Origin of the sequence: uncultured Desulfovibrio sp. (genome assembly GCF_910584445.1) — a bacterium.
In the GTDB taxonomy this organism is placed as follows: Bacteria; Desulfobacterota; Desulfovibrionia; order Desulfovibrionales; family Desulfovibrionaceae; genus Desulfovibrio.
In genome coordinates this window covers 27,715-51,782 of record NZ_CAJUBO010000019.1, presented here as the reverse complement: position 1 = coordinate 51,782, position 24,068 = coordinate 27,715, and the positions used below count along the sequence as shown (strand labels likewise).

Annotated in this window: 21 protein-coding genes; 4 read left to right on the top strand and 17 right to left on the bottom strand. The window is 68.3% G+C overall.

Annotation, left to right across the window (positions count from 1 at the left end; translation table 11 throughout):
* Positions 1-102: 102 nt before the first annotated feature.
* From QZ294_RS09220 to QZ294_RS09190, 7 genes are all read right to left on the bottom strand, one after another.
* Positions 103-1,170: a hypothetical protein gene (locus QZ294_RS09220; protein WP_297049289.1), complete on the bottom strand. Its 1,068-nt coding sequence runs from the start codon at positions 1,168-1,170 to the stop codon at positions 103-105.
* A gap of 7 nt (positions 1,171-1,177) precedes the next feature.
* The gene (locus QZ294_RS09215) at positions 1,178-3,916 is read right to left on the bottom strand and encodes a virulence factor SrfC family protein (protein WP_297049286.1); all 2,739 of its coding nucleotides are present in this window, start codon (positions 3,914-3,916) and stop codon (positions 1,178-1,180) included.
* A gap of 65 nt (positions 3,917-3,981) precedes the next feature.
* Positions 3,982-7,107 carry a virulence factor SrfB gene (locus QZ294_RS09210; RefSeq protein WP_297049282.1) on the bottom strand — a complete coding sequence of 1,042 codons (3,126 nt, stop codon included), beginning with the start codon at positions 7,105-7,107 and terminating at the stop codon, positions 3,982-3,984.
* 12 nt (positions 7,108-7,119) lie between these two features.
* Positions 7,120-8,238, bottom strand: coding sequence for a hypothetical protein (locus QZ294_RS09205; protein ID WP_297049280.1), 1,119 nt, complete (start codon positions 8,236-8,238; stop codon positions 7,120-7,122).
* 47 nt (positions 8,239-8,285) lie between these two features.
* On the bottom strand, positions 8,286-9,470 hold the full coding sequence (locus tag QZ294_RS09200; RefSeq protein ID WP_297049277.1) for a hypothetical protein: 1,185 nt from the start codon (positions 9,468-9,470) through the stop codon (positions 8,286-8,288).
* Complete coding sequence (locus QZ294_RS09195) at positions 9,467-10,474, bottom strand: serine protease (protein ID WP_297049274.1); 1,008 nt, start codon at positions 10,472-10,474, stop codon at positions 9,467-9,469. Before QZ294_RS09195 ends, QZ294_RS09200 begins: the two co-directional genes overlap by 4 nt.
* A 63-nt stretch (positions 10,475-10,537) precedes the next feature.
* Entirely contained in the window at positions 10,538-11,347 is an 810-nt protein-coding gene (locus tag QZ294_RS09190) for a hypothetical protein (RefSeq protein WP_297049272.1), read from the bottom strand.
* Between the two features lie 232 nt (positions 11,348-11,579).
* On the opposite strand from QZ294_RS09190, the gene QZ294_RS09185 reads away from it, so the two are divergent.
* Genes QZ294_RS09185 through QZ294_RS09170 form a run of 4 tightly spaced genes read left to right on the top strand, consistent with a single transcriptional unit; the run spans position 11,580 to position 15,194 of the window.
* Positions 11,580-12,737 carry a DegT/DnrJ/EryC1/StrS aminotransferase family protein gene (locus tag QZ294_RS09185; RefSeq protein WP_297049268.1) on the top strand — a complete coding sequence of 386 codons (1,158 nt, stop codon included), beginning with the start codon at positions 11,580-11,582 and terminating at the stop codon, positions 12,735-12,737.
* Positions 12,734-13,717 (top strand): glycosyltransferase family 2 protein, encoded by a 984-nt coding sequence (locus tag QZ294_RS09180; RefSeq protein ID WP_297049265.1) that lies wholly within the window; start codon positions 12,734-12,736, stop codon positions 13,715-13,717. Before QZ294_RS09185 ends, QZ294_RS09180 begins: the two co-directional genes overlap by 4 nt.
* A gap of 45 nt (positions 13,718-13,762) precedes the next feature.
* Positions 13,763-14,194 carry a GtrA family protein gene (locus tag QZ294_RS09175; protein ID WP_297049263.1) on the top strand — a complete coding sequence of 144 codons (432 nt, stop codon included), beginning with the start codon at positions 13,763-13,765 and terminating at the stop codon, positions 14,192-14,194.
* Between the two features lie 25 nt (positions 14,195-14,219).
* Entirely contained in the window at positions 14,220-15,194 is a 975-nt protein-coding gene (locus QZ294_RS09170) for a glycosyltransferase (RefSeq protein WP_297049257.1), read from the top strand.
* 321 nt (positions 15,195-15,515) lie between these two features.
* Here the strand turns inward: QZ294_RS09170 and QZ294_RS09165 are convergent, their stop codons facing one another.
* The 10 genes from QZ294_RS09165 to QZ294_RS09120 form a co-directional block, all read right to left on the bottom strand.
* Complete coding sequence (locus tag QZ294_RS09165; protein WP_297049254.1) at positions 15,516-16,184, bottom strand: nucleotidyltransferase domain-containing protein; 669 nt, start codon at positions 16,182-16,184, stop codon at positions 15,516-15,518.
* Positions 16,185-16,208: 24 nt separating this feature from the next.
* Entirely contained in the window at positions 16,209-16,460 is a 252-nt protein-coding gene (locus tag QZ294_RS09160; protein ID WP_297049251.1) for a HypC/HybG/HupF family hydrogenase formation chaperone, read from the bottom strand.
* A 109-nt stretch (positions 16,461-16,569) separates the two neighbouring features.
* Positions 16,570-16,716 (bottom strand): hypothetical protein, encoded by a 147-nt coding sequence (locus tag QZ294_RS09155; RefSeq protein ID WP_297049248.1) that lies wholly within the window; start codon positions 16,714-16,716, stop codon positions 16,570-16,572.
* Between the two features lie 21 nt (positions 16,717-16,737).
* Complete coding sequence (gene hmcC, locus QZ294_RS09150) at positions 16,738-17,955, bottom strand: sulfate respiration complex protein HmcC (RefSeq protein ID WP_297049245.1); 1,218 nt, start codon at positions 17,953-17,955, stop codon at positions 16,738-16,740.
* The gene (gene hmcB / locus QZ294_RS09145; RefSeq protein ID WP_297049242.1) at positions 17,956-19,065 is read right to left on the bottom strand and encodes a sulfate respiration complex iron-sulfur protein HmcB; all 1,110 of its coding nucleotides are present in this window, start codon (positions 19,063-19,065) and stop codon (positions 17,956-17,958) included.
* Between the two features lie 8 nt (positions 19,066-19,073).
* The gene (locus QZ294_RS09140) at positions 19,074-20,072 is read right to left on the bottom strand and encodes a cytochrome c3 family protein (RefSeq protein WP_297049240.1); all 999 of its coding nucleotides are present in this window, start codon (positions 20,070-20,072) and stop codon (positions 19,074-19,076) included.
* Positions 20,073-20,183: 111 nt separating this feature from the next.
* Positions 20,184-21,221: a tRNA (adenosine(37)-N6)-dimethylallyltransferase MiaA gene (miaA, locus tag QZ294_RS09135; RefSeq protein WP_297049292.1), complete on the bottom strand. Its 1,038-nt coding sequence runs from the start codon at positions 21,219-21,221 to the stop codon at positions 20,184-20,186.
* 2 nt (positions 21,222-21,223) lie between these two features.
* On the bottom strand, positions 21,224-21,781 hold the full coding sequence (gene coaD, locus QZ294_RS09130) for a pantetheine-phosphate adenylyltransferase (RefSeq protein ID WP_297049237.1): 558 nt from the start codon (positions 21,779-21,781) through the stop codon (positions 21,224-21,226).
* On the bottom strand, positions 21,778-22,374 hold the full coding sequence (rsmD, locus tag QZ294_RS09125) for a 16S rRNA (guanine(966)-N(2))-methyltransferase RsmD (RefSeq protein WP_297049233.1): 597 nt from the start codon (positions 22,372-22,374) through the stop codon (positions 21,778-21,780). The genes coaD and rsmD overlap by 4 nt, the downstream gene beginning before the upstream one ends.
* A gap of 3 nt (positions 22,375-22,377) precedes the next feature.
* Positions 22,378-24,000 (bottom strand): MBL fold metallo-hydrolase, encoded by a 1,623-nt coding sequence (locus QZ294_RS09120; protein WP_297049228.1) that lies wholly within the window; start codon positions 23,998-24,000, stop codon positions 22,378-22,380.
* Positions 24,001-24,068 lie beyond the last annotated feature (68 nt).

Genomic DNA, 24,068 nt, shown 5'->3' with positions numbered 1-24,068 from the left:
CCTTGCGGCGACAGCCCCCGCCCTTCGCTCCGCTTCGGGCGGCCAGCGGAAAAATTTCTTTTCCTCGCTGAAAACCATAACGTACTTTAATGAGGCCTGAGCCTATGGCAGTTCCTGAAGCCAGGCCCGCGCCCTGGCATTGCCCGCCGCGGCCTCGCGGTCAAGCCAGGCGCGCAGGCGCGTCTGGGCCTCCAGGGCCGCCTTGGCGGCCTTGGCATCGCTGGCCGCCGCCTTGGCATAGGCGGCATAGGCGGCCGCCGCGTCCTTGTCGATGCTGCCCCATTGCGGCGCGGCCGGGTCAAGGCAGGCCGCATAGGGCAGGAAGGCGCCGGGGGCTTCGTTTTCCGCCGCGAAATAGTAGAGGCGGTAGACCGCATCCTGCTCCGCCGGGGTGCCCTTGGGCAGTTCGGCGGCAAGTTTCAGGGCCGCGGCCGCCGTGATGTCCGGCCCGCTGAAGAAGGCGCGCACCTGTTCTTCCGCCGTTTTGGGCGTGGCGGGCAGGCTGCTGCCGGCGGCGCCGTTGCCACCGCTGGGCGCGGGCGCGGCCTCTCCGCCGGAGAGAACCGCCGCTTCTTCCCTGGCCCTGGCATCGAAAAATTTCCAGGCACCCAGGCCGCCGGCCAGCAGGACCGCCGTCAGGACCGCCACAAGGACGGGGCTGGGGCGTCGCGCGGCCCGGGGCGTTTCGGGGTCCGGCGCCAGCGGCATCTCGACCGTTTCCGGCGCAGCCGGCTCCGGGACGGGGGGTGCCGGAGCGTGCGGCTGCGGCGCTGCCTCCGGCGCGGGCGCGGCGGCGCGCGCCCCGGTATTGTCCAGGGCGCCGTCCGGGCTGTAGGTGACGCCCCGGACCTGGAGCCGCGCCTTGAGCGGCTCGCCCTGTTCCTGCCTGAGTGTCACCAGATATTGTTCCTGCGGATCGAGGGCATCGACCACCTCCGGTCCCAGCAGGACCGCCAGACCGCCTCCGGGCGCCGGCTCCGTCTCCACCGGCAGAAAGCGCGTTTCGCCGGTCCAGAGGCTGCCGCCGTTTCCGTCCGTTGCCAGGGAAGCCTGGTCCGAGGCGCGGAGCAGCGCCATGGACCAGGCGCCTGCGGGAAAGTCCGCATCGCGGCAGGTGAGAATGCCGTGGCCGGCGCCCCGGCGCGTATCGTCGCTGTAGCTGATCTTCATGATGTCGTCATGGGCGCGTCGCGCCCGCGGTTGAGGGTGACGGGACCGCCGCGGCGGCCCCGCCGCCGTCGCTCCCCTCCGGGGCGAGCCGGCGGAGGATGGCGCCCAGCGCCATGTTCTCTTCCACATTGAGCGTTTGCTCGCCGTCAAAGTCCACATTGCCCATGATCAGGGCCGCAAGGGCATTGAGCCAGTCCCCCAGCCAGCGCCGCGCCCAGGGGGTGCGGCTTTCCGCCAGCACCGGCGGGTCCGGGACCGGGGGCGCGGGGGCGAACACCTCCGTGCTTTTGGCGCCGGGCAGGGAGAGGGTGCGCGCCTTTTCGTCATGGGTGCGCGGGTCGAAGCCGAGCCAGTCCACATAGCCGTTGAGGATGCTTGCGGCGATGCTCGCCTCCTTGCGGGCGATGCTTTCCCGGCTCGTATTGGCATAGGCCGAGGCCCGGCGGAACGCCTCGGCCATGGCCTCGCGCAGGGCAAGGCGCGCGGCGCCGGTGGAAAGTTCGCTCACCAGGGCCGAAAATTCCTGCCCCGGCAGGAGAAAATAGCGCTGGCTCGCCGGATCGTCCGCAAGGTGGTGCAGGCGCTCGATCCAGCGGCTTTCCACATAGGCCGCGAAAAAGGCGGCCTCGTCCCTGGGCGCCGCGGGCGCCGTGGCGGCGGCATCCGCATGCGGGTCCGGCGCTGGCGCGCTCTTTTCCTGCCCGGCAAAGGGGTTCCAGGCGCCGACATCGACGCTGTCCATATCCAGCTCCGGCAGCGGGGCAGGCTCCGGTGCCGGAGCGGCTTCCGGCCGTTCGTCGGCAAGCTCGAGGAAACGGCGCGTGGCTTCGGGGTGCAGGTCGGCGATGTCGGCATCGCTGATGGTGAGGCTGTGGAGGAGCTGGCCCAGGCGCCCCTGCTGTTCCTCCATCTGGCCGAGCCGGAAGAAGAGGGTGCGGATGAGCAGGAGCTTCTGTTTGCGGATCTCCTCGCGGTCGTCGGCGCGATGGAAGGCCGCGAGCCTGCGCGCCACGGCGTCGCGTGTGGCGCGCACATTCTGGAGGAGCTGCTCGCGCTTGATGTCCGGGTTGCAGAGGGGACTCAGGCTCTCGCGGATGTAGGTGATGCCGCCGTCGTTGAGTTTCATGGCCTCGTCCCAGGCGCGGGCCGGGTCGCGGAAATGGGCGGCCACCAGCGGACTTTGCAGAAATGCCGCCTGGAGCCGCGCCACATAGTCGCGCCGTTCGGGGCGGATGCCTTTTTCAAGGTCGCCGTCGTAGTCCATGACCGCGTCAAAGCGGAAATTGGGATTGCGCAGCAGAAAGATGTTGTCGAAACCGCGCTCGGGCGTCCATTGCCGGGGCCAGTCGTGCTGCTTGCCGAAAAAGTCGAGCAGGGAGGCATGGAGGCGGTTGTCCCAGCGGCTTTCCAGCGAGGGCGCGCCCTTCTTGTCCTCGAACTCCATGTCGAACTTGGTGAGGATGAAGAACAGGGACGGCTCCCTGCCCGCGCGGTCTTCCGGCCGTTCGCCGTGGGTGGTGCGTACCCATTCGTCGATGACGCCCGGCAGGTCCTGCACTTCCTGGTTGCTTGGCCCGATGCAGAGCAGCATGCTGGTAAGCTCGCGCTCGGCGCAATAGCGCTGGAAGAGATAGGCCACCTTGCCGCGCAGGAAAAGCTCCTTGAGCATGCCCTCCTTTTTGAGTTCACGGCGCACATCGTCGAGCTTGTAGCGCGAGCGGTAGCCGGGAAAGTCGAGCAGGTCGGTATGGTCGAAATAGGGCGCCGGTTTTTCGCGCATGACGATGGTCAGCTCCGCCGTGAGCGCGGCCGCAACGGCGCGGGGCAGCGCGGCATGGACGCCGTCGGGCGTGACCACATCGAGCGTGCCTTCGGTCTGGGGGGCGCCGCCCAGTCCCGCCAGGGTGGCAACGTCGATGATGCTCGTCTCGCGCGGGACCAGGGCGTCCAGCCCGCAGAAGGCGCGCTCCGCATGGCCGAGGGAATCCAGCGCGCGCAGGAGGACGCGCAAAAGGCCGGTGAATTCCTCCACCTCGTCCCAGATGAGCGCGTAGAGCTGGACGCGTCCCTCAAGGTCGAGGGTGGGGCCAAGGGCGAGGGCCTGGTCCCAGTAGGAGCGCTCCAGCTCCTGGACGCGCGCCTTGGCGCGGAAGTCCTTGACCAGGTATTCGCGCAGGTCCTCCAGGGCGTCGAGGTCGGCCGAGGGCGCGCCTGCGCCGGGCGCGGCCGCGTGCGCCCGTTCCCGCAGGCGCTTGAGCGTGGCCGCCATGTCGCTTTGCGGGGCTTCCTTGTGTTCGCAGTCGGCGTAATAGGCGTTGGCGATGATCTTGACGAGGTCCGTTTCCGAAAGCAGCCGGATCTGGACAGGATGCCCGGCGGGAAGGTCCGCGGGCCGCGTCATGGTGAAGCGGGTGACGAGTCCTGTGGATTCCTTGCCGCCCTCGGGGTTGATCTCGCTGATGAAATCCCGGGTGGTCCCGCCGAAATCGGCCAGGAGCGAGCGGCCTGCATCGCGGGCCAGCGCCGAGATGAGGTAGGACTTGCCCGCCTGGCTCGGCCCGAAGACGCCGGCGCACATTTTTCGCCCGGCCGCGCGCGAGCAGCGCCGGAAGACCCTGGCGGCGCGGCGCAGTTCCTTGAGCAGGCCCTCCTGCTCGCCGCGCACCAGCTCGCCGTTGCGCGCCGCCCAGGCGCCGGCGTCCACGCAGGCCTGGGCAAGATCGGCGCAATATGTCGCAAGTTCCATGAGTGCTCCTTCATCGGGCGGGGTATGCGCCGTCCGTGCGCCGGGGACCGGGCGCCACTGCCGTCTCAATCGCCATAGACGATGCCCGTGTCCATCCAGAAGCCTTCGTCGCGCGGCAGTGTCTGGAGCCGCATGTCCAGCACCTTGCCCGACGGGCTTTCGCCGCCCCGGCCCGTCACTTCCTCGATGGAAAACTCGCCTTCGCCCGCGCCGGCGTCCGCGCCGGGGGCCGTGGTTTCGTCCTCGTCAGGCAGGGTGAGGCGCAGCCGGACGGTGAAGGGCAGGAGGTGGGCGTTTTCCCGCCGCGCGTCGTCATTGACGAATTCCAGGAAATAATAGCGCGTGGTCGTCCAGCGTTCGGCGGCCAGCTGGCGGAAACCCACGGCCATGGGACCGCTGAAGGTGACCTCGGCCACGGGCGGTTCCACGCTGCGGCGCTCCGGGTCCACCGTGAACCAGACCTTGTTGGCGCGGATCTGGCCGTTCAGCTCCATCTCGCCGATATAGCGGGCCGTGGAGGTGAGCCTCAGCCCGTGCGGATCAAAGGAAAAGCCCTCCAGCTGTCCTTCGGCCAGGGCGCAGAGGATGGCCCCCACCACCACCGTGGTCTTGGGGTCGGTCATGTTGCCGAGTGCGTCCGAGAAGGGGTACCAGCCGCCGACGCGGTAGTCGCCCATGGGGAAGATGCGGCTCGGCGGCACGGGCAGCAGGGAGCAGACGCTCTCCGCGATGCCCGGCCAGCGGCTGGGCCTGCCCGTGAGCAGGAGCACGTCGCAGTCATAGAGGTGGATGACCTCGCACAGGTTGGCGAGCACGTCGCGCAGGGCCGTGCGTACCGTGTCGTCCACGCGGCGCGGGTCCACGCGGATGGGGATGGCGAGGGGGTCAAAGTCTTCGGAGCCGCCGTGGTCGCGCACATAGTCCGTCACATAGCGCAGGGCGGCCGCGCCGGGCATGGGCGCGAGAGCGCCGGAAAAGACGGGCGCGGCGCGTTCTTCGGGCGCGCTTTCGCCTCCGGTCCGGGCGGATGTGCGCCCGCGCCGGTCGGCGTCCGGTCCTTCCGCGGGCCGCACGAAACAGTCGCCCAGGCGAAAGACCGTGCCCCCGCCGCCGCCGCGCACGTCCGCCTCCTCATACAGGGCGAGGACGCGCAGCGCCGCCGGGACGGCCACCTGGCGGATGAACTGGATGCGCTGGTTGAGGCGGTCCTTGCTGCTGTCCATGGTGTCACGCCCGAAAAGCGCGGCCAGGGCGGCGCGCGTGTTCTTCACGCCCGCCTCGGCCATGGCCGCGCCCACGGCTTCGAGCACATGCTCGGCCACCACGGCGCGGAGGATATCGTCCCCGGCGAGGTTGAAGCCGTCGTGGAAGTCCGGGTGCGGGGCCATGCGCGGCGTGGCGCCTTCAGCGCTGGCGAGTTCAAAGGTCGTGATCGAAAGGTCCGTGGTGCCGCCGCCGATGTCGATGGTGGCGACGCGCACGCTGGGCGCCAGCCCTTCCCTGCCGGGAAAGGCGCGGGGGCGGCCCATGAGTTCGCAGAAGAGCTGCGCGTCGCCCTGGAATTTGCGGGTGATCTCGTTGTAGATGAAAACGAGCTGGGTGCAGGTGGCTTCGTCCCAGTCGCAGCGGATGACCGGATTGGTGCGGTAGTCCGCCGCCTCGCCGTGACGGCGCCGGGCCGGGGCGTCCACATAATACTGGCCCCAGCCGAGCGCTTCCCACAGCACATGGACGGCCCATTTGGCCCAGCGGCGGTAGATCTTCTGCTCCGCGAGGGGCATGCCGCCCGGCACGGTGAAGATGACCTGGCGCAGGCGGCGCGGCTCGGCGGAGGCCTCGCGGCGGCAGCGCTGCCCCGGCGAATTGATGGTCAGAAGCGCCTGCTGGATGATTTCCACCAAGAGAAACATCATGAGCGAGGAGCGGGTGAAGAGCGACTCGAAGGCGCTTTCGCGCTCCTGGTCGCGGAAGGCGCGGTTGCGGGTGAAGAGCGGGTCGTCCATGCAGCAGAGGGGCGTGCCGCTGGAATTGATGCGCTGGGCCAGCGGCCCGCGCGTGACATAGGGCGCCTTTTCGCTCCTGGTATTGAAACGCCAGGTGCGCTTCCAGTTGCGTTCGTCCCAGAGATAGCGCTTGGGGCTGGACATGCCCGTGGAACCCTGCTCGCAGCGCGAGAGCGTGGCAAGGCGCGCCGCCTCCGGGCCGATACGCACCGGCGAAGGCCAGGCGAAGGCCGGGGTGCGGCGGCCCGAGCGCAGGCTCAGGGCATCGTTGCCGAAGCTGATTTCGGAAAATTCCACGCGGGTCTCGAAGGGGTCGGTGTAGACCTTGTCAGGCTCGTCCATGTCCCGCAACTGGAGCAGGTAGCTGTCATTGAGGTTGGTGGCGCTCTGGGTGTGGGTCTCCACCAGGATGCCCGTGGTGCGCGAATTGCCGATATCCAGCACCAGGTCCACATCCACGCAGTTCTTGGCGTCCGGCCGGATGACATAGACCTCGGTGCCGCGGATGGCGCGCTCCAGCGCCTCCAGTGTGGTGAGATAGGCGGCGAGGTGGGCGAACTGCTGCTCCTCGTCCAGCGGAGTCCGTCCCTGCCGCTTGCGCCAGGCCTGCCAGAGTTCGCGCAGCCATTCCTCCACCCAGGCGAGATCCATGAACCACGCATTGTCCCTGAAGCGCCAGGCCAGCCGGAAATGGGCGTTGGCGTCCACATCCCCGGGGGTGAGCGCGGCATAGACGTCGCCTGTCTTGTCCTCCACGCCCATGTCGAAGGCCAGCACCACGCGCAGGGTGTCCGGCGCCTCGTCGTTGAGCGCAAGGCGGACGCGCGCCCAGTTGGTGGGTCCGTATTCAAAGCGGCACTCGCCGCTGTCCGGCCAGGTCTGTTCGCGGGTACGCAGGAACGGCACGGGGATCCACTGGCCGAGCCAGGGCTGGATGGCCTTGCGGGCGTTCAGCTCATAGGCGTAGCCGCCCGCCCTGCGCGCCGGGTCAAGCTCGTCCACGATCTCGCCTTCGGCATTTTTCCGGAAGGCATGCAGATGGACGCGCGTGCCGCCGCCGGACTCGGTCTCGCGAAGCTCCTCAAAGCTGTAGCGCACGCTGTCGAGCAGGGAAAGCTCGGCGGCAAAGTCCAGCAGCTGCGGGCAGCCGCCGGGGATGAGGCTGACGGGATTCCGGTACTGGGGCATGGGGAACATCCGCTACCTCCCGCAGCTTTCCACACGGACAAAGGGGATCTCATAGGATTGCCTGCCGCCCTGGGCGTCCTTGAAGACCCAGGTACAGGGCGCGCGCTGGCCCGTGCCCCGGCAGACCATTTCCGCCTGGCCCCAGCGCTCGCCGTCCGTGCAGGCCGCGCCGGAGGACGTCACCGAGAGCACGCCGTCCTTGGACAGTTTGGCCCTGGAGGAGCCGATGCACATCCGGCCGCCCAGGGAATCGATGACGCGGCGCTTGCCCGCGCCGCCATTGGCGCCGAAGCAGAAGCACTCCTTGATGATCCGCTTGGAATAGTATTCCGGGCGCGTGCCCTGCCAGCAGCCCTCAAGAAAATCAAGATTGCCCGTGCGCACGGCTTCGGGCGGGATACGCAGCTCCTCGCCGATGGCCGGTTTTTTCGTGGCGGCCTTGGGCTTCGGCGCCTTGGCCGGCTTTTCCTTGGGCCTGGCTTCCTTCGCGGGAGCGGCCTTCTTCTTCTCCGGCGCGGGGGCGGGGTCCGGCTTCGGCTTTTCTTTGGCAGGCGTTGTTTCCGCCGTGCGCTGTTCCGGGGCCGGCGTCATGGGCAGCAGCTCGACGATGGTCAGCTGGCGGGGCGTCTCTTCGGGGACAGCGGGCACGGTCTGCTGTGTCCCGGCGCCCTGCGGGACCGTGGGCACGGGAAGTTCGGCGCGTTCCGGCGCGGGCGTTTTCTGGTCCGGAGCCTGCGCCGTTGCGGGCGGGACCGCCTGCGGACTCTCTTTTGGGGGAGTTGGTGTTTGCGGCGTCGTTGCCTGCGCTGTTTCGGGCGTTGTCTCGGGGGTCGGGACCGCAGGCTCCAGCACGGTGACCGGCGCCGTTTCCGCCGCGCCTTCCACCACGCCTTCGGGCGTGAGCGTCACGCCAAGCTCGGTGCGGATGCTCCCGGGCAGGACCTCGATGATGCGGGTCTGGCGACCGTCGGGCAGGCGCACGAGCGCCCCGGGCACGAGATGTTCGCGCAGCCCCTGGACGGCGGGGGCGGCGGGCCGCGGGATATTGGTCAGGGTGTCGGCGCACAGGCCTTCCCCCGCCTGCGCGAGGCACAGGACAAGAAGAACCGTGAGGCGAAGCAGGATGCTCATGGTCGGCTCCGGCGGACGAAAGCGTCCGCAACTGGCTTTCCGGGCGGTCAGCGCACCCGGCGGAAATCGGCATCCCAGCGGGTGCCGTCGTCATTGATGCCCACGCACTGGCTTGCCCCGCCGGCGGAGGCGCGACAGTCGATGCTGACCCGCGCGTAGCCGGTGGAGGACTTTTCGCACTGTTGCGGCCCGAGGTCGATATGGAGCAGGCCATTTTCGAACCGGGCCGTGGCGTCGCCCGCGCAGCGGTCGTGCTGCTCGTGGATGATGCCCTGCCCCCTGCCCTTGGCATCGAAGGCAAATTCAAAAACCACGGCCTCGCCGGTGCGGGTGTTGGCAAGGCCCGTGTCGCAGCGCCAGCGCCCCGCCATGAAGCCGGGGTCACGGGCGCCTTCCGGGATGACGAGCTGGTTTTTCGGCGCGGCGGGCGCGGTCGCCCCGCCGGCCGGGTCTTTCCGGCACAGGGCCGCGTGTTCCTCCGCCTTGCGGCGCAGCCCGGCGATCTCCGCCGCGCGCTGCTCAAGCTCCTTCTGGCGCGCCGGCGGCGCGGCCAGGAAGTCCGGCCCGGGCAGATACAGCAACGCCGTGCCCCCGGGCGCCGGAAGCCCGGCAAAGCTCGTGAAGAGCAGGAAGCACAGGGCGCAGGCGAGCAGCAGGGGCAGAAGCCACCAGAGGCAGCCGGGGGCGCCGCGCTTTTCCGCCGCGGGCGGCGGGGGCGCGGGAGCGGCGGCCGTTTCGTGCGGCGCCGCCACGGGGACGGCCAGGCGGCTCAGGCTGGCGGCCTCCACGCCGGGCGTGCCCGGTCCGAAGCCCCAGCAGGTAAAGACGGGCTGGTCGCCCACCACATACAGGGCGCTGTCGTCGGGATAGCACAGGGCGAGCTTGAGGATGTTGCCCCGCGTGACCTTGAGCGGATCGTGCGAATGGATGAGTTCCTCCGCGTAGCGGAGGATCTCGCCGCCCATGTGCGCCAGGCGCTCGCGCGCGGCGCGCTCCCGCTCGGGGGAAAGGTCGCCGAGCCTGCGCGGTTCGCCCTGAACCGGAGAGTACCAGTCGATGCTGCCGTCCGCCGTGTTTTCCGCCGGCCGGGCGAAGAGGAGGACGTATTCGTCGCCGAATTTGTGCAGGAGCATGTCCCGGATCTGGGGAAAGCTGGCGCTGGGGGCGATGCCCTGGAACGCGAGCGCATGCATGCCCGCGCGGGAAGTGGAGGCGATACGGGTGCCGCTCATGGGGCCTCCGTGGCGGCGCGCCGCGTCTGCACCGGGACGCCCTGCGCGGTGAGAAAGCGGAGCAGGTCCGCGCCGGCCAGGGCGATGGAGGCCTGGCGGTAGCTGCCTTCGTCGAGAGAGATCATGGTATTGATGCCCACCACCTCGCCCCGCGCATTGACCAGCGGGCCGCCGCTGTTGCCGGGGGAAATGGGCGCCGTGTGGACGATGAGCGGCGGCGTGCGGTCAAGCACGGCGCTGACCACGCCCTCGCTGTAGGAAAGTTCCGGCATGGCCGTGATGTCCGCGCCCGTGAGCAGGCGGGCATAGCCCGGATCGTTCTTGCCCACCACGTCGGGAAAGCCCCAGGCGCCCACCTTGTCCGTGCGCCGGGCCACATCGGCAAAGCCGAGCACGGCGGGGCGCGCGCCGGCCGGAGGCTCCACCGCCACCAGGGCGTAATCGCCGTGCCGCTCGTCGCTCCGGGCCAGCACGCGCCCGGCCACCGGGCGGCCCAGCGCCTTGCTCGTCACCAGGAGTCCGCCCCGCGACTTTTCCACCACATGGCGGTTGGTCGCCACGCGGCCCGGGGCCACGAAAAAGCCCGAACCCGTGGAAATGTGCCCGTTTTCGTCCACGCTGACCAGAAAGACGCACGCATTTTCGACCGCCGCCGGAGACGCCGCCGCGGGAACGGCGGCCGGGGCGGGCGTCTGCGCCGGCGCGGACGCGCCGGTGGTGCCGGGGGATGTTGCCGTTGTGGGCGCGGGGGCGGCGCCCGCGGAGTCCGCGTCCAGCTTTTCCCTGGCCGCGCACGGCGCCAGCGTGAGGAGCGCGGCGAGCCTGTCGCGTTCGTCGTTCAGCTCGGCAAGACGCGCGCGCGCCGCCGCATCCGCCTCAAGGCGCGCGGCCTGGGCGGCCCAGATGCGCTGGCAGGCCCAGCCCAGACCCACGAGGAGCAGGACGCTCAGCGCCAGCGGAAGCCAGGCGCCCCAACGGCGCCGTCCGGTGGTGTTCGTGTTCATGGCTCATGCTCCGGCGGGGCGCCCGCGCTTCTCCGCCAGGCATCCCGCATGGCATCGGGGCGGTCAGGCCCGGATATCCGCCAGGGCTTCATTGATCTCCTGCGTCTGCCTGGTGGTGACCTGGGCGGCTTCCGTCTTTTCCCGGTCAAGCGCGGCCGTTTTTTGCGTCAGGTTCTGCTTTTTCTGGCGGGCGGCATTGATGGCCCTGACGTTCTGCCGCTGCCGGTCCTGCCCTTGCGCGGCCGCGCGGGGGCTTGTCACGGCGCGCTCCTCGTTGGCGAAGGCCTCTTCATACTGCTGGTCGAGATCGCGGGCGTGGGCCACGGCAGTGCCCAGCAGGGCGATGGCCTCTTCCCGGCCGGAGGAGATCTCCGCGAAGCGCTTGGCGGCGGTCTCGCGGTCGATGGCTTTGGCCCTGATGTCCTTAAGGAGCAGGGCGAACTGCTGGTCATAGCACTGGAGCGAGGTGCGGGCGGCGGCACCCGTGATGTCCAGATCGGAAATATCGCCGTCGATGTCCTGCAAATAGCTGGCAAGGCGCTGGTTGTCGTCCCGCTGGCGCTGTTTCTGGGCATAGATATTGCCCATGACGCCGCCCGCCGCCGCGCCGCCGACCGCGCCCACGGCCGCGCCTTCCCATTTGCCGCCGCTGGCGAGCAGCCCGAGGAGCGCCCCGCCGAGCGCGCCCACGGCCGCGCCGCCGGCTGTCCCCTTGGCGACGTCGTTTTCACGCTCGCGCAGGTCCTGGATGGGCCGGTAACAGCCGGGGTAGTAGTTCACGGTGGTTTTCTGTTCGCCGTAGCGGCTGGCGCAGCCGCACAGGCCGGACAAAAGCAGGGGAACCGCCAGTAGCAGGGCAAGCAGACGACGCATGCGACCTCCTGGAGAGAGTGGGGTGGGGCGGCAGGGCGCCCGGGGGGAACGGCCGCAGCCTGTCCCCGCGCTTGAAAAATTTATGAGGCTGACAAGGCCCTGTCAAACACATTTTTGCGGACGGAGCCGTACTTGCCTGCCGGAGAGTTAGAGGATATGAGGATATGTAGAAAAAGAATTTCCGGCAGGAGCGGCGCGGGTGTGCCGCGGGTGCCGCCGTGGGGAGGAGCGCATGAAGATGCGTCTTTCTCGCTCCATCGTGGGCGAGGCCGAGGCCCGGGCCGTGGGCCGGATCATCATGGAGGACGGCTACCTCGGCATGGGCGCGGAAACGCGGCGTTTCGAGGAGGAAGTGGCCGCGTTTCTGGGCGTCCGGCCCTGGCAGGTGGTGAGCGTCAATTCCGGGACAGCGGCGCTGCATCTCGGCGTTTTTGCCGCGCTTCAGGGCGCGGGCGCCGGGCATGCCGGGGAGGGCGCCCCGGAGGTGCTCGTCCCTTCCCTGACATTTGTGGCCTCCTTCCAGGCCGTTCTGGCCGCGGGCTGCGTTCCCGTGGCCTGCGATGTTCTGCGCGAGACCGGCACCCTTGACCTTGCCGATGCGGAACGGCGCGTGACCCCGCGCACCATTGCCGTCATGCCCGTCGATTATGCGAGCAATCCCTGGCATCTGGACGAGACCTACGCCTTTGCCCGCCGCCATGGCCTGCGCGTGGTGGAGGATGCGGCCCATGCCTTCGGCTGCCGCCACCACGGCCGCAAGATCGGGTCTTTCGGGGATCTGGTCTGCTTCAGTTTTGACGGCATCAAGAACATCACCTGCGGCGAGGGCGGCTGCCTGGTAGCCTTTGATGAGGAGTCCGCGCGCATCGCCGCGGATGCGCGCCTGCTCTCGGTGGAAGGCGACACGGCCAAGCGCTTTTCCGGCGCCCGTTCGTGGGACCCGGACGTCAGGCTGCCGGGCTGGCGTTTCCACATGAGCAATATCATGGCGGCCATCGGACGCGCCCAGCTCGCGCGCCTGGAAAGCGAATTCATCCCCGCGCGGCGCGAACTGGCGCGGCGCTATGCCGAACGCCTGGCGCCGCTTTCCGGCGTGGCCCTGCTGCGTACCGACCCCGGGGACTTCATCGTGCCCCACATCATGCCCGTCCGCATCCTCGGCGGGCGCAAGGACGCGGTGGCGCGGGCGCTGCAGGCGGAAGATATCCCCACCGGCGTCCATTACAAGCCCAACCATCTGCTGACGCTCTTCGGCGGCGGCCGTGAGCGGCTTCCCGCCACGGAGGCGCTCTATGCCGAGCTGGTGACCCTGCCCCTGCATCCGGGCCTGAGCGCCGGGGATGTGGAAACCGTATGCGACGCGCTTGCCCGCGCTCTGGAACTGTCATGACCGCCAGGACCGAAACCGCCGTCACCGCCGCCAGGCCCGCTCCCCTGCTGGCCTTTGTGGTCCCCTGCTATAACGAGGAAGAGACCCTGCCGCGCACCATGGAGGCGCTGGCGCGCCTGCTCGACGACTGCCGGGCCAGGGGACTCATCAGGCCGGAAAGCTACGCCCTCTATGTGGATGACGGCAGCCGCGACGCCACATGGACCCTCATCGAACGCCGCCATGCGGAGGACCCCTCCTGCCGGGGGGTCAAGTTCGCGGGCAACGCCGGCCACCAGAACGCGGTCTGGGCGGGCATGGAGACCGCGCGGCAATGGGGCGCGGACTGCATCATCAGCCTGGATGCCGATCTGCAGGACGATATTTCGGTCATCCCGGAAATGCTCGCCCGCTATGCGGAAGGCTGCGACATCGTTTACGGCGTGCGCGCCAGCCGCAGCACGGACACCCCCTTCAAGCGCACCACGGCCCGGTTTTTTTACGCCCTCATGCGCCGGCTCAACGTGTCCATGATCCCGGACCACGCCGATTACCGCCTTGTGGGCCGTCCGGTGCTGGAGGCGCTGGAGGGCTATGGCGAGCAGTCGCTCTTTTTGCGCGGGCTTTTTCCCACCATGGGCTTCAGGACGGCCATGGTCAGTTACGCGCGGCTCGCGCGCCAGGCAGGAGAGAGCAAGTATCCCCTCCGCAAGATGCTCTCCTTCGCCTGGAAGGGCATCACCTCATGCAGCGCGGCGCCGTTGCGCCTGGCGGGACTCATGAGCTTTGTGTGCATGGTGGTGGCGCTCCTCATCTGCGCGGTCACCCTCTGGAAATACGCCATGGGCGAAACGCTCCAGGGGTGGACATCGCTCATCATCGTCACCCTTCTGCTCGGCTCCGTGCAGTTGTTCTGCCTTGCCGTCATGGGCGAATACATTGCCAAGATCTTCACGGAAGTCCGGCACAGGCCCCGCTATATCGTGGAGAAAACCCTCTGAACCACACGGCGCGCCCTGCCGGCGCGCCTGTTCCGGACCCGGCCTATGCCCCTGCCGCCCCTGCGTCCCCCCACCTGCGAGGATCTGCGCTGTTTCGTGCGCGGCCTGTTGGCGCGGCGGTGGATACGTTTCGGCATTGTGGGCGGCGCGGCGACCCTGGTCTATTTTTTCTGCGGCATCGCGTTCGTCACGCTGCTTGGCCTGCCCGTCCTTCTGGGGAACGCGCTCGCCTATCTGGCGGGCTTTGTGGTCTCCTACCTCGGGCAATGCCTCTGGACATTCCGGGCCGGCGGCGCGCACCGGACCATGCTGCCGCGTTTCGCGGTCACGCAGGCGGTGGGCCTGGCGCTCAATTCCGGCATCATCTGGCTGCTCACCCGCGTGGGCGTGATCTATGAGGTCGCCATGTGGGCAGCCATCGTGGCGGTGCCGGTGGCCGTGTATTTCATCTGCAAGCGCTGGGTGTTCCGCTCGTGAGCCGCGCCCGCGCGGAGGAAGGTCAATGACTCCCGCCGTTTCCGTCATCATGAATTGCCTGAATTGCGCGCGGGAGCTTCCCGAAGCTCTGGAGAGCGTGCGCGGCCAGACTTTCCAGGACCTGGAGATCATCTTCTGGGACAATGGCTCCACCGACGAAAGCGCGGCCATCGCCCGGGCCTACGGCCCGCAACTGCGCTATTTCCGCGGGGAGCGCACCGTGCCGCTCGGGGCGGCGCGCAATCTGGCCCTGGCCGAGGCGCGGGGCCGCTATGTGGCCTTTCTGGATTGCGACGACCTGTGGCGCCCCGGCAAGCTCGAGGCGCAGGTCGCGCTTTTCGGGTCCAATGCCCGCGTGGGCCTTGTGTGTACGGATACGGAGATCATTGACGGCGGGCGCGTGCTTTCGCGCGTGTTCGCCCGGAGCGCGCCGGGGCGCGGCATGGTCTTTGGCGAACTCATGACGCGGCAGTGGATTTCCATGTCGTCCGCCATGATCCGCCGCGAGGCGCTGGACGGCCTGGCGGACGCCGCCGGCCCGGATGCCCCGGGGAACGGCGCGGGGCGCTGGTTCGACGAAAGCCTCAACGTCTGCGAGGAGGCGGATCTTTTCTACCGCATCGCCCATGACTGGGAGCTGGACTATGTCGATGCGCCGCTCACGCTCTGGCGCGTGCATGGCGGCAATACGACCTTCCGCAGGTTCGGCCAGTTCGCGGACGAGACCCTGCGTATCCTGGAAAAGCACCGGCGGCTCTATCCCGGCTATGAGGCGGAGCATGCGGATCTGGTGGCCCTGCTCACGCGGCGGGCCGCCTTTCAGAAGGCTGTGGCCCTCTGGCGCGAAGGACGCAATGCCGAGGCCCGCGAGACGGTCCGGCCCTGGCGCGCGAGTTCCCCCAAGTACCGGCTCTTCTGGGCCGCCAGCCATCTGCCCGGCGCCTGCTTCGACCTTGCGGCCAGGCTCTACTTTGCGTTGCCGGCTTTCCTGCGCCGCTGAGAGCTAGTCCGGCAGTTCGGGCTAGTGTCAGATGCTGGTTTGGGCTGTGGCGGATTGTGTCCTGCCACAATTATCCGTCAAAACCAGCCTTTTTCACGCCGTCTGCGTCACTGTGCGATTTTTGTCGGTCATGTACCTGAGTACCCTCCCTCCCAAAATCGCTCATTTCCTTGCCGGCGCAAAAAATTCTTATTTTTTAGGATTCTTGCGGCGACAGCCCCCGCCCGAAGCGGAGCCAAGGGCGGCGAGCAGAAAACCCTCCCTTTTTCACCGGTAAACAAAAACCATAGCATACGTTATTTTCATTAATGCGGTCTGGACCTAGTCCGGCAGTTCCGCGAGTCCGGCGGCGCTCCAGCGCAGGCAGGCGGCGGCGATGTCCGCGAGGGGGCGCCGCGTGTCGTTCGCCGCGCGGAGCAGGTCCGTCTCTTCCGGCCGCGCACGGCGCAAAGCCTCGGCGCGGTCACGCGGGAAGGCGCCGGTCCGCAAAAAGATCCTGCCCTGAAGCGCGCGCAGGCAGGCCTTGGACAGACTGTGCATGGCGTCCCGCACTGCCGCTTCAGGCCATGCGGGCGCGAGCAGGAGCGTCTGCGCGCTCTCGTGATAGAGCGCGGCAAGGGCCGCGCGGCAGCCCAGGCGGATGTCCGCGTTGGTGATTTCGGGCAGGAGCGGCGCAAGCTCGCCATGCCAGGCGTCCATGTCCTGCGCGAAGGCGAAAAGCTCGAACTTCGGCCACGCGCGCAGCTCCGCCGCGCCGCAGACAAAGCCCGCGGCCTTTGTCCCTTCCGGGAGCGTGTCCAGAGCCGCGCGCAAGGTCGTCAGGTCTTCCGGCTCCAGCCGGTCAAGGATGACGCAGATGTCGATATCGCTGGCTTCCGTGGCCTCGCCGCGGCGATAGCTGCCCTGAAGGCCCACAAAACGCAGCCGGACGCCGAAGGCGTCGTCCAGCGTCCGCACGGCGGCGGGCATCCAGTCGGTGATGTCGATCATGCTCCTTCCCTTATGTCCGCGACGTCAGAAATTGGCGGGCTGTCCCTCCACCGCCTCGGCCAGCTCGCGCAGGGCGGCAAGGCTGGATTCCGCCTCTTCGGGCGTGAGGGAATGCAGGGCAAAACCCGCGTGGACGATGACATAGTCCCCCACCCGGGGTGGTTCGGGCAGGAGCATGGTGGACGCGGAAAGAAAGGTGGAGCTTTCGCCCACGCGCACGCGGGCCATGTCGGAAGGCTCCAGCTCGACGATCTGGGCGGGGATGGCAAGGCACATGAGACACCTCCTGGACGCCTGGCTGCCGTGATACGTTAAGCATGCGCCGTGCCGGACACAAGGGGCGGACGCAAAAGGGCGGGGCCGAAGCCCCGCCCTTGGTTTTGGCTCAATGTCGGCCGTTCTTGCCCTTTTTCTTGTCGGGGAAGAGGATAAAATTCCAGTACAGGACGTAGAGCGGCAGCACGATGAACATCATGATGTACGCCCAGTTCTTGGTGTACAGGAAGTAGCTGTAGAAGGTGGGGAATTCCATGGGCTTCTCCTTGTCCCAGGCCTAGTGCTCTTCGCCCTTGAAGTCGGGGTGTTCGTACAGCACGGGCATGTTGTAGACGATGAAGCGATAGGCGGTGACGATCATGGTCACCACGAAGACGGAGATGCAGATCTCCCAGATGCTGGGGAAGTAGCGCTCCGCCGAGGGCAGTTGCCAGTTGAAGGCGATCATGGAGACGTTGAAGCGGTTGAGCACGATGCCCGCCACGGCAAGGACCGAGGTGATGCGGCAAAGGCCCACATTGCCGTCGCGCGCGCCCTTGGCGTAGAGCAGGGCCGGCAGGAGGACGAAGCCGAGCATCTCCACGAGCCACCAGGCGCCCCAGCCGGTGAAGACCCAGTGCAGGTTGGCCTGGACGAGCATGTCGATGAACTTGAGCATGAAGTAGGCGAAGAGGATGAACGAGGCCGCCCGCGCGAAGCTCAGCACCACGCCGTCCGCCTCGCGCAGGTGGGTGGCGTCCATGTACTGGTGCACGCCCTTGTGCGCGAAAAGGCCTTCAAAGATGACCATGCTGGCGCCCGCGGCCATGGAGCTGACGAAGAAGAACATGGGCATGAAGGGCGAGTACCAGAGCGGATGCAGCTTGCCCGGCGCGATGAGGTAGAGCGAACCCAGCGAGGACTGGTGCAGGGTGGAGAGCGTCACGCCGAAGATGGTGAGCAGAATGGTCACGCGGATGACGATCTTGCGGATCGGGAGCAGCCACGGGAACTTCTGGGCCAGCCATTCCATGGGCGCCACGGAGAACTCGATGAAGAGCACCGTGAGATAGGTGGCGACGCACAGGCCCACTTCAAAGAGCACCGAGGTCGTGCCGGGGAAGAAGAACATGTAGGGCAGGCGCAGCGGATGGCCCAGATCATAGAGCAGGGCCACGACCACGAACGCATAGCCGAGGAAGGCCGTGGTCACCGCCGGGCGCACCGCCGAATGGAAGTGCTTCATGCCCATGACGTAGCAGGCCACGGTGGTGAAATAGCCGCCCGCCGCGAGGCACACGCCGCAAAGCAGGTCAAAGCCGATCCAGAGGCCCCAGGGCTGGGCCTCGCTGAGGTTGGTCACCGAGCCGATGCCCACGGTGAAGCGGATGACCGTGATGATGAAGCCCACGGTCAGGATGATCCAGGTAAGGATATTGCCCGGCGTTTTCGAGAGCAGAGGCTCCAGATTGAAGAGCTTGTCCTTGGTGGGAATGATGATGCCGTGGGTTTCCATCTACTTCTCCTCCCCATGCCCGTTCAGGCCGCCGGAGTTCTGGGCCTCGCGCGCCTTGAGCGCCTCGGTCATGGCCTGGCGCGCGCGTTCCGCGGCGCCTTCGCCCTCGGTCTCGCCGATCTTGCGTACGGCGGCGTCCACGGCGGCGACCAGATCGTCCTTGGCATCCTTGATGATCTTTTCCTGCTCAAGTTTTGCCATGGCCTCGCGGCGTTTGGTCATGGCCCAGGCGCCGCCGAACAGGACGGGCCAGAAGGCAACGATCATGGGCACGGCGCCCAGCGCCCCGTAGGTGAGGGAACCCATGGGCTGGCTGCCGAGGTGGGTGTCGAGGCCGAGCTGCTTGAACTCGGTGCCCGCGCCCTGCGGGTCATCCACGGGCACCGGCGCGCCGCCGGCGGCCGGGGCAAGCACCATCCAGGCCGTGCCGCCCGCGTCATACTCGCCATAGAGATAGTCCACATAGCGGCCCGGATTTTCGGCCATGCGCGCGCGGGCGATCTTGATGAGGTCGCTGCGGCGGCCGAAGGTCAGGGCATCCACGGGGCAGGCTTCCACACAGCCGGGGAGCTTGCCTTCCTTGAGCCTTGGCTCGCAGAAGGTGCATTTCTGCACCAGCGGGTCCCAGGCGAGGTCGTACTGGAAGCCGGGCACATAGAAGGGACAGGCCACCATGCAGTAGCGGCAGCCCACACACTGCGAGCCGTCGTAGGTCACGGAGCCGTCCGGCTGCTTCTGGAAGCATTTGGCGAAGCAGGCCGAGGCGCAGGCCGGGTCGTTGCAGTGGAAGCACTGGAGCTTGCGGAAGTACGGCTTGCCGTTGACTTCGTACTTGTTGACCACGGTCCATTCATAGGCCGTGGTGTGGCGCTTCGTTTCCGTGACCGAGAGGTCGGTGAAGGGCTTTTCCGGCTTGGGCAGGTTGTTGACGGCGTTGCACGCGGCCTCGCACCGGCGGCAGCCGATGCAGCGGGTGGTGTCGTGCAGGACGCCGTAGCTGTCCGGAAAATAGGGGAAGCTGGCGGGGGAAGCCTCGGCGACCTTTGCCGAACCCAGGGCCGAGACCACGCCGGCGCTGCCGAGAATGGTGAGGAATTTTCTGCGGTTCATGGTTCCCCCTAGTTGGCCTGGTTGGCGGCGCGCTCAGGGGCGCGGAGCTTGTGGCAGGTTGTGCAGTCGGTATTGCGCGGCCGCGCCACCTTCATGTCCTTGTGGCAGCTCATGCACTGGAGGTGGAAGGCCGCCTTGAGCGCCGGACGCTGGGGGGCGGCGGGATCGATGGTCTTGCTGTGGCAGCTCGCGCACTTGGGCGGCGTGGCCGACGGGGGGCTGTTATGGTGGCAGGTGACGCAGAGCGTGGCCGGCTCGGTGTGGAAGGCCCCGGCAAGCTTGTTGTCCTTGATGCGGCCCATGAGCGAGAGCACATGGCTCTTGTGGTTGAAGACGCAAGGCTCGTACTTGCCCACCAGGGAGTCGATGACCACCTTGTAGGGCGCCAGCGTGGCCGGCCAGTAGTCGGCGTGCGCGCGCGCAAGCTCCGTCTCCGTGGCGAGGGCTTCGTTGCGCCGCTCGGGGAGCGTGCCCGCGATGCCCTGCTGCATGTCGGCGGCGGTCATGGACTTGGTCATGGTGTGGCACACGGCGCACCACGCCTCGTTGCGGACATTCCTGACCAGGGTGGTGTGGCAGCCCGCGCACTCGCGCCGGGCAAGCTGCGCCTCGTGGCAGCTTACGCAGCTTGCGGGCGTATTTTCCTTGCGGGGCGCGATCTTGGTGGCATGCATGGCCTTTTCGAGAGTGACGAAGCCGCCTTCGGCCTTGCCTTCCTGCGTATGGCAGGTGGTGCAGGCCACGGCGTCACCCGTGTGATGACAGACCGTGCAGTCTTTCCCGTTTTTGGTCATCCATTTTTCATGGACGACGTGATTGAAGGCGACGGGCGCCATGGCCGCGGCCTTGGGATTGGGCTTGGCGCCCACGGGGAAGATGACGATGGCCGAGGGCGCGCCGCTGTCCGTAGGCTCCAGGGCGGCGGGAGCCGCGCCGGGAGCCGGGGGACATGCCGCGAACGCCAGGAGCGTGACCGCCAGCAGAAAAAGAGTTGTGCCGTTTCTCATGCGCTTTTCCTTTTGCAACAGAGACCACGATATGCACCGCCCGCGACGCCACGCCGCGGACGCACCCCGGAAGGAATTTCGTATCAGGACGACGGTAGCCCACGGGACGGATTACGTCAAGGAGGAAACGGAAACCGGCCCGCTTTCTGCCGGGCCGCGCCGTTTGGGCTGTTCCGCCGCCCGGGCCGCCGCAAGGCCGCGCGCGGCGGCGGCGAGGAAGTCGCTCGTTCCGCCCTCCGGCGGCAGGAAGACGGACCCGCGTCGCGCGCGGAACCAGGTGAGCTGGCGCTTGGCGTAGGCGCGCGTGTTGGCGAGCCAGCGGGCGCGGCATTCCTCCAGGCTGATCTCGCCCTCCAGATGGGCCAGAAGCTCCGCGCAGCCGATGCCTGACCAGCCCGGCTGACGGACGCCCGCCACGCTGCCGGGGCAGCGGGCGCGCGCGGCGCGGGCTTCGTCCAGCGCCCCGGCGGCCAGCATGGCGTCCAGGCGGCGGGCAAGGCGCGGGGCAAGCCAGTCAAGGCCGGCGTCAAGCACCAGCAGCGGCCCGGTGCAGGGCGGCGCGGCCATGGCATGGGCATGCCACCAGCTGAAGGGCCTGCCCGTGTCTTCCAGCACCTCCAGGGCGCGCAGGATGCGCTGGCGGTCGCGCGGGTGGATGCGCGCCGCGTAGGCCGGGTCGGCGCGGGCCAGTTCCGCATGCAGGGCCTCAGGCCCGAGGCTGTGGAGCCGGGCCGTGAGGCGGCGCGTCACCTCCGGCGCCACGGGAGGGATCTCGGCCATGCCCCGCAGCAGGGCCTGAAAATAGAGACCTGTGCCCCCCACCAGCAGCGGCACGCGGCCGCGGGCCGTGACCTCGCGCGCGACGGCGGCCGCCATGGCGGCCCAGCGCCCGGCGCTGATCTTCTGCCCGGTGGGGAGAAAGCCATAGAGGTGGTGCGGGCAGGCCGCGCGTTCCTCCGGCGAGGGCTGGGCCGTGATGAGGGGAAAATCCGCATAGACCTGGCGCGAGTCCGCGTTGATGATCTCGCAGCCCAGCTCGCGCGCGAGATGGAGCGCCAGGGCGGTCTTGCCGGAACCTGTGGGACCGGCCAGGCAGATGACGGCGCAGGGCGCGGCATCCGGGCCGGGAGCGGCCGTGGCGGCGGGCATGCTCACGCGCCCGCGCCGGGCGCCATGCCGTTGAAGCCGCCGTGCGGCGCGCCCAGGCAGGGCGTGCCCGGCCGGACCATGCCGGCGTCGTACTTGCCTTCCAGCGCCAGGCGGACGTTTTCCGGCACCAGCCCCTTGACGTCCGCGCCCTGGCTCGCGGCGGACTTGATGATGGTGGAGCTGATGTAGAGCCATTGATAGTCGGTCATCATGAACACGGTCTGGATATGCGGCCGCAGGCGCCGGTTCATGAGCGCGAGCTGGAATTCGTACTCGAAATCCGACACCGCGCGCAGGCCCCGGAGGATGGCGCAGACGCCGAGCGAGCGCGCGTATTCCACGGTCAGGCCGGTGAACGGGGCCACTTCCGCTCCTTTCAGGTGGCGCACGGCCTCGCGCGCGAGGTCCACGCGCTCCTCCAGGGAAAAGAGCGGATGCTTGGGCGTGGTCTCCGCCACGGCCACGACGATCCTGTCAAACACCTCAAGGCCCCGGCGGATGAGGCTCAGATGGCCGTTGGTGAGCGGGTCGAACGTGCCTGGATAGAGCGCGGTCTTCATGTCCGGGACTCCGGGGCGGCCCGGGGAGCGGCGTCAAAGGCGCCGTCCGCCCGCCAGATGTGGATAACGGTCTGGCCGAAACGGCGTTCGGCCAGCGGCGAAAGGCCCGGCACAGGGGCCGGGGCGAGTCCTTCCTCCACTTCCGCCGCGACCAGCGCCCCGCCGGCCAGCCATGCCCCCGAGGCCAGGGCTGTCAGCGCCGGGAGCGCCAGCGCCTTGCGATAGGGAGGGTCCAGAAAGACGAGATCAAAGGGCGCGTCGGGGCGGCGCCGCAGAAAGCGGAGCGCGTCCTCGCGGATGACGCGCGTGCGCGCCTCCACCCCCAGCGCCGCCACATTGGCCTCGATGCAGCGCAGGGAAGGCTGGGCGTTTTCCACGAGCCACGCCTCGGGCGCGCCCCGGCTCAGGGCCTCGAAGGCAAGGCTGCCGCTGCCCGCGAAAATGTCGAGGACGCGGGCGGCGGCCATGTCCGCGCCGCGCGCTTCGAGCATGGAAAACAGCGCCTCGCGCGTGCGGCCCATGGCCGGGCGGCAACCCTCGCCAGCGGGCGTGACGAGGCGGCGGCCGCCAAAAGTCCCGGCAATGACGCGCATGGGCTACATCCGCGAGAGCAGGCGCGTCATGTCGTATTCCATGCGGGCGAGCGCGTCGCGCAGTTCGGTCTGCTCGGCCCAGGGGCGGTCCTCCGTGGCGGCGATCCTTTCCTTGAGCATGCCCCACTTGCGTTCCAGCTCGCCGGTGAGGAAGTTCCAGTCCACGCGCGGGCGCGCCGCTTCCTCGTGCAGTTCCACGCCGGCCACATGGCTGCCCTCAAGCGTCATTTCCTCAAGATAATCCGGCACAAGGGGGGTGAGTCCGAAGCGCTCGCGGATGAGGGCGCCCAGCGCCTCCTGGGCCTGTGGCTCGCCGTGGACGAGGACCACCTGCGGGCGCTTGCCGCCCCCGTCCGCGGCCAGCGGCGCCAGCCAGTGGAGCAGCTGGCTCTGTCCCGCATGGCCGGAAAACCCGTTGATGGTGAAGATGCGGGCGGCGACGTTCACGTCCTCGCCGAAAAGGCGCAGGCTCGCGGCCTTTTCCACCAGCCGGCGGCCCGGCGTGCCCAGGGCCTGATAGCCCACGAACACCACGCTGGCTCCGCTGCGCCAGAGGTTGTGGCGCAGGTGATGGCGGATGCGGCCCGCATTGCACATGCCGCTGGCGGAGATGACGATGGCCGGCCCGCCAAGGTCGTTGATACGCATGGATTCGGCGGCGCTGAGGGTATAGTTGACCCGCTCCATGAAGGCCGCCGCGTCCGCGTCGTCGAAGAGCGCGCTGGCGGCTTCGTCGAAAAGCTCGCCGTGGCGGCTGAAGATCTCGGTGGCGCGGATGGCGAGGGGGCTGTCCAGAAAGATGGGCATGTCGTCCGGCAGCCCACCCTGGCGCCAGACATTGAGCAGGCAGTAGAGCACCTCCTGCGAGCGTTCCACGGCAAAGGCGGGGATGATGACCTTTTCGCCGTGCGAGTGGCTCCAGGCGATGGCCGAGGCCAGCTCCGCCTCGCTTTCGCCCTCGTTTTTGTGGTCGCGGTCGCCGTAGGTGGATTCCATGAACACATAGTCGGCGGGCGGCGGCGTTTCCGGGTTGCGCACGATGAGCGAGTCCGGGCGGCCGATGTCGCCGGAAAAGATGAGGCTCGTGGTGGCGCCGCCCTCGTCGATCTCCAGGCGCAGGCTGCCCGAACCGAGGATATGCCCGGCGTCGTGCATGACGGCGCGCACGCCCGGCGCGGGCTCGAAGGGCACATGGTAGTCCACGGGGCGGAGCAGGGCGACCGCGGCGCGCGCGTCCTCCATGGTGTAGAGCGGGGCGGGCGGATGCCTGAGGCCCCGGCGTTTGAATTTTTTCGCCTGGCGCTCGGACTCGACCTCCTGGATGTGGGCGCTGTCCTCCAGCATGACGCCGAGGAGGTCCGCCGTGGCCGACGTGCAATAGACAGGCCCGGAGAAACCGTTGGCCGCGAGCGCCGGGAGCAGGCCCGCATGGTCCATGTGGGCATGGGTGAGGATGACGAAATCCACGGCCTTTGGCCGGTAGGGCGTGAGGTCGCGGTTGCGCTCCTCGATGGCCCTGTTGCCCTGATGCATGCCGCAGTCGATGCAGAAGCGCGCGGCGCCGGTCTCGATCATGTGGCAGGAGCCGGTGACGGTGCGCGCGGCGCCGAGAAACTGGATCTTCATCATGCCTCCCGCTGACTGAGTGCGCCACGAGTGCGCCGCGTGGAAATCTACCCGCGGAAACGGCCGAA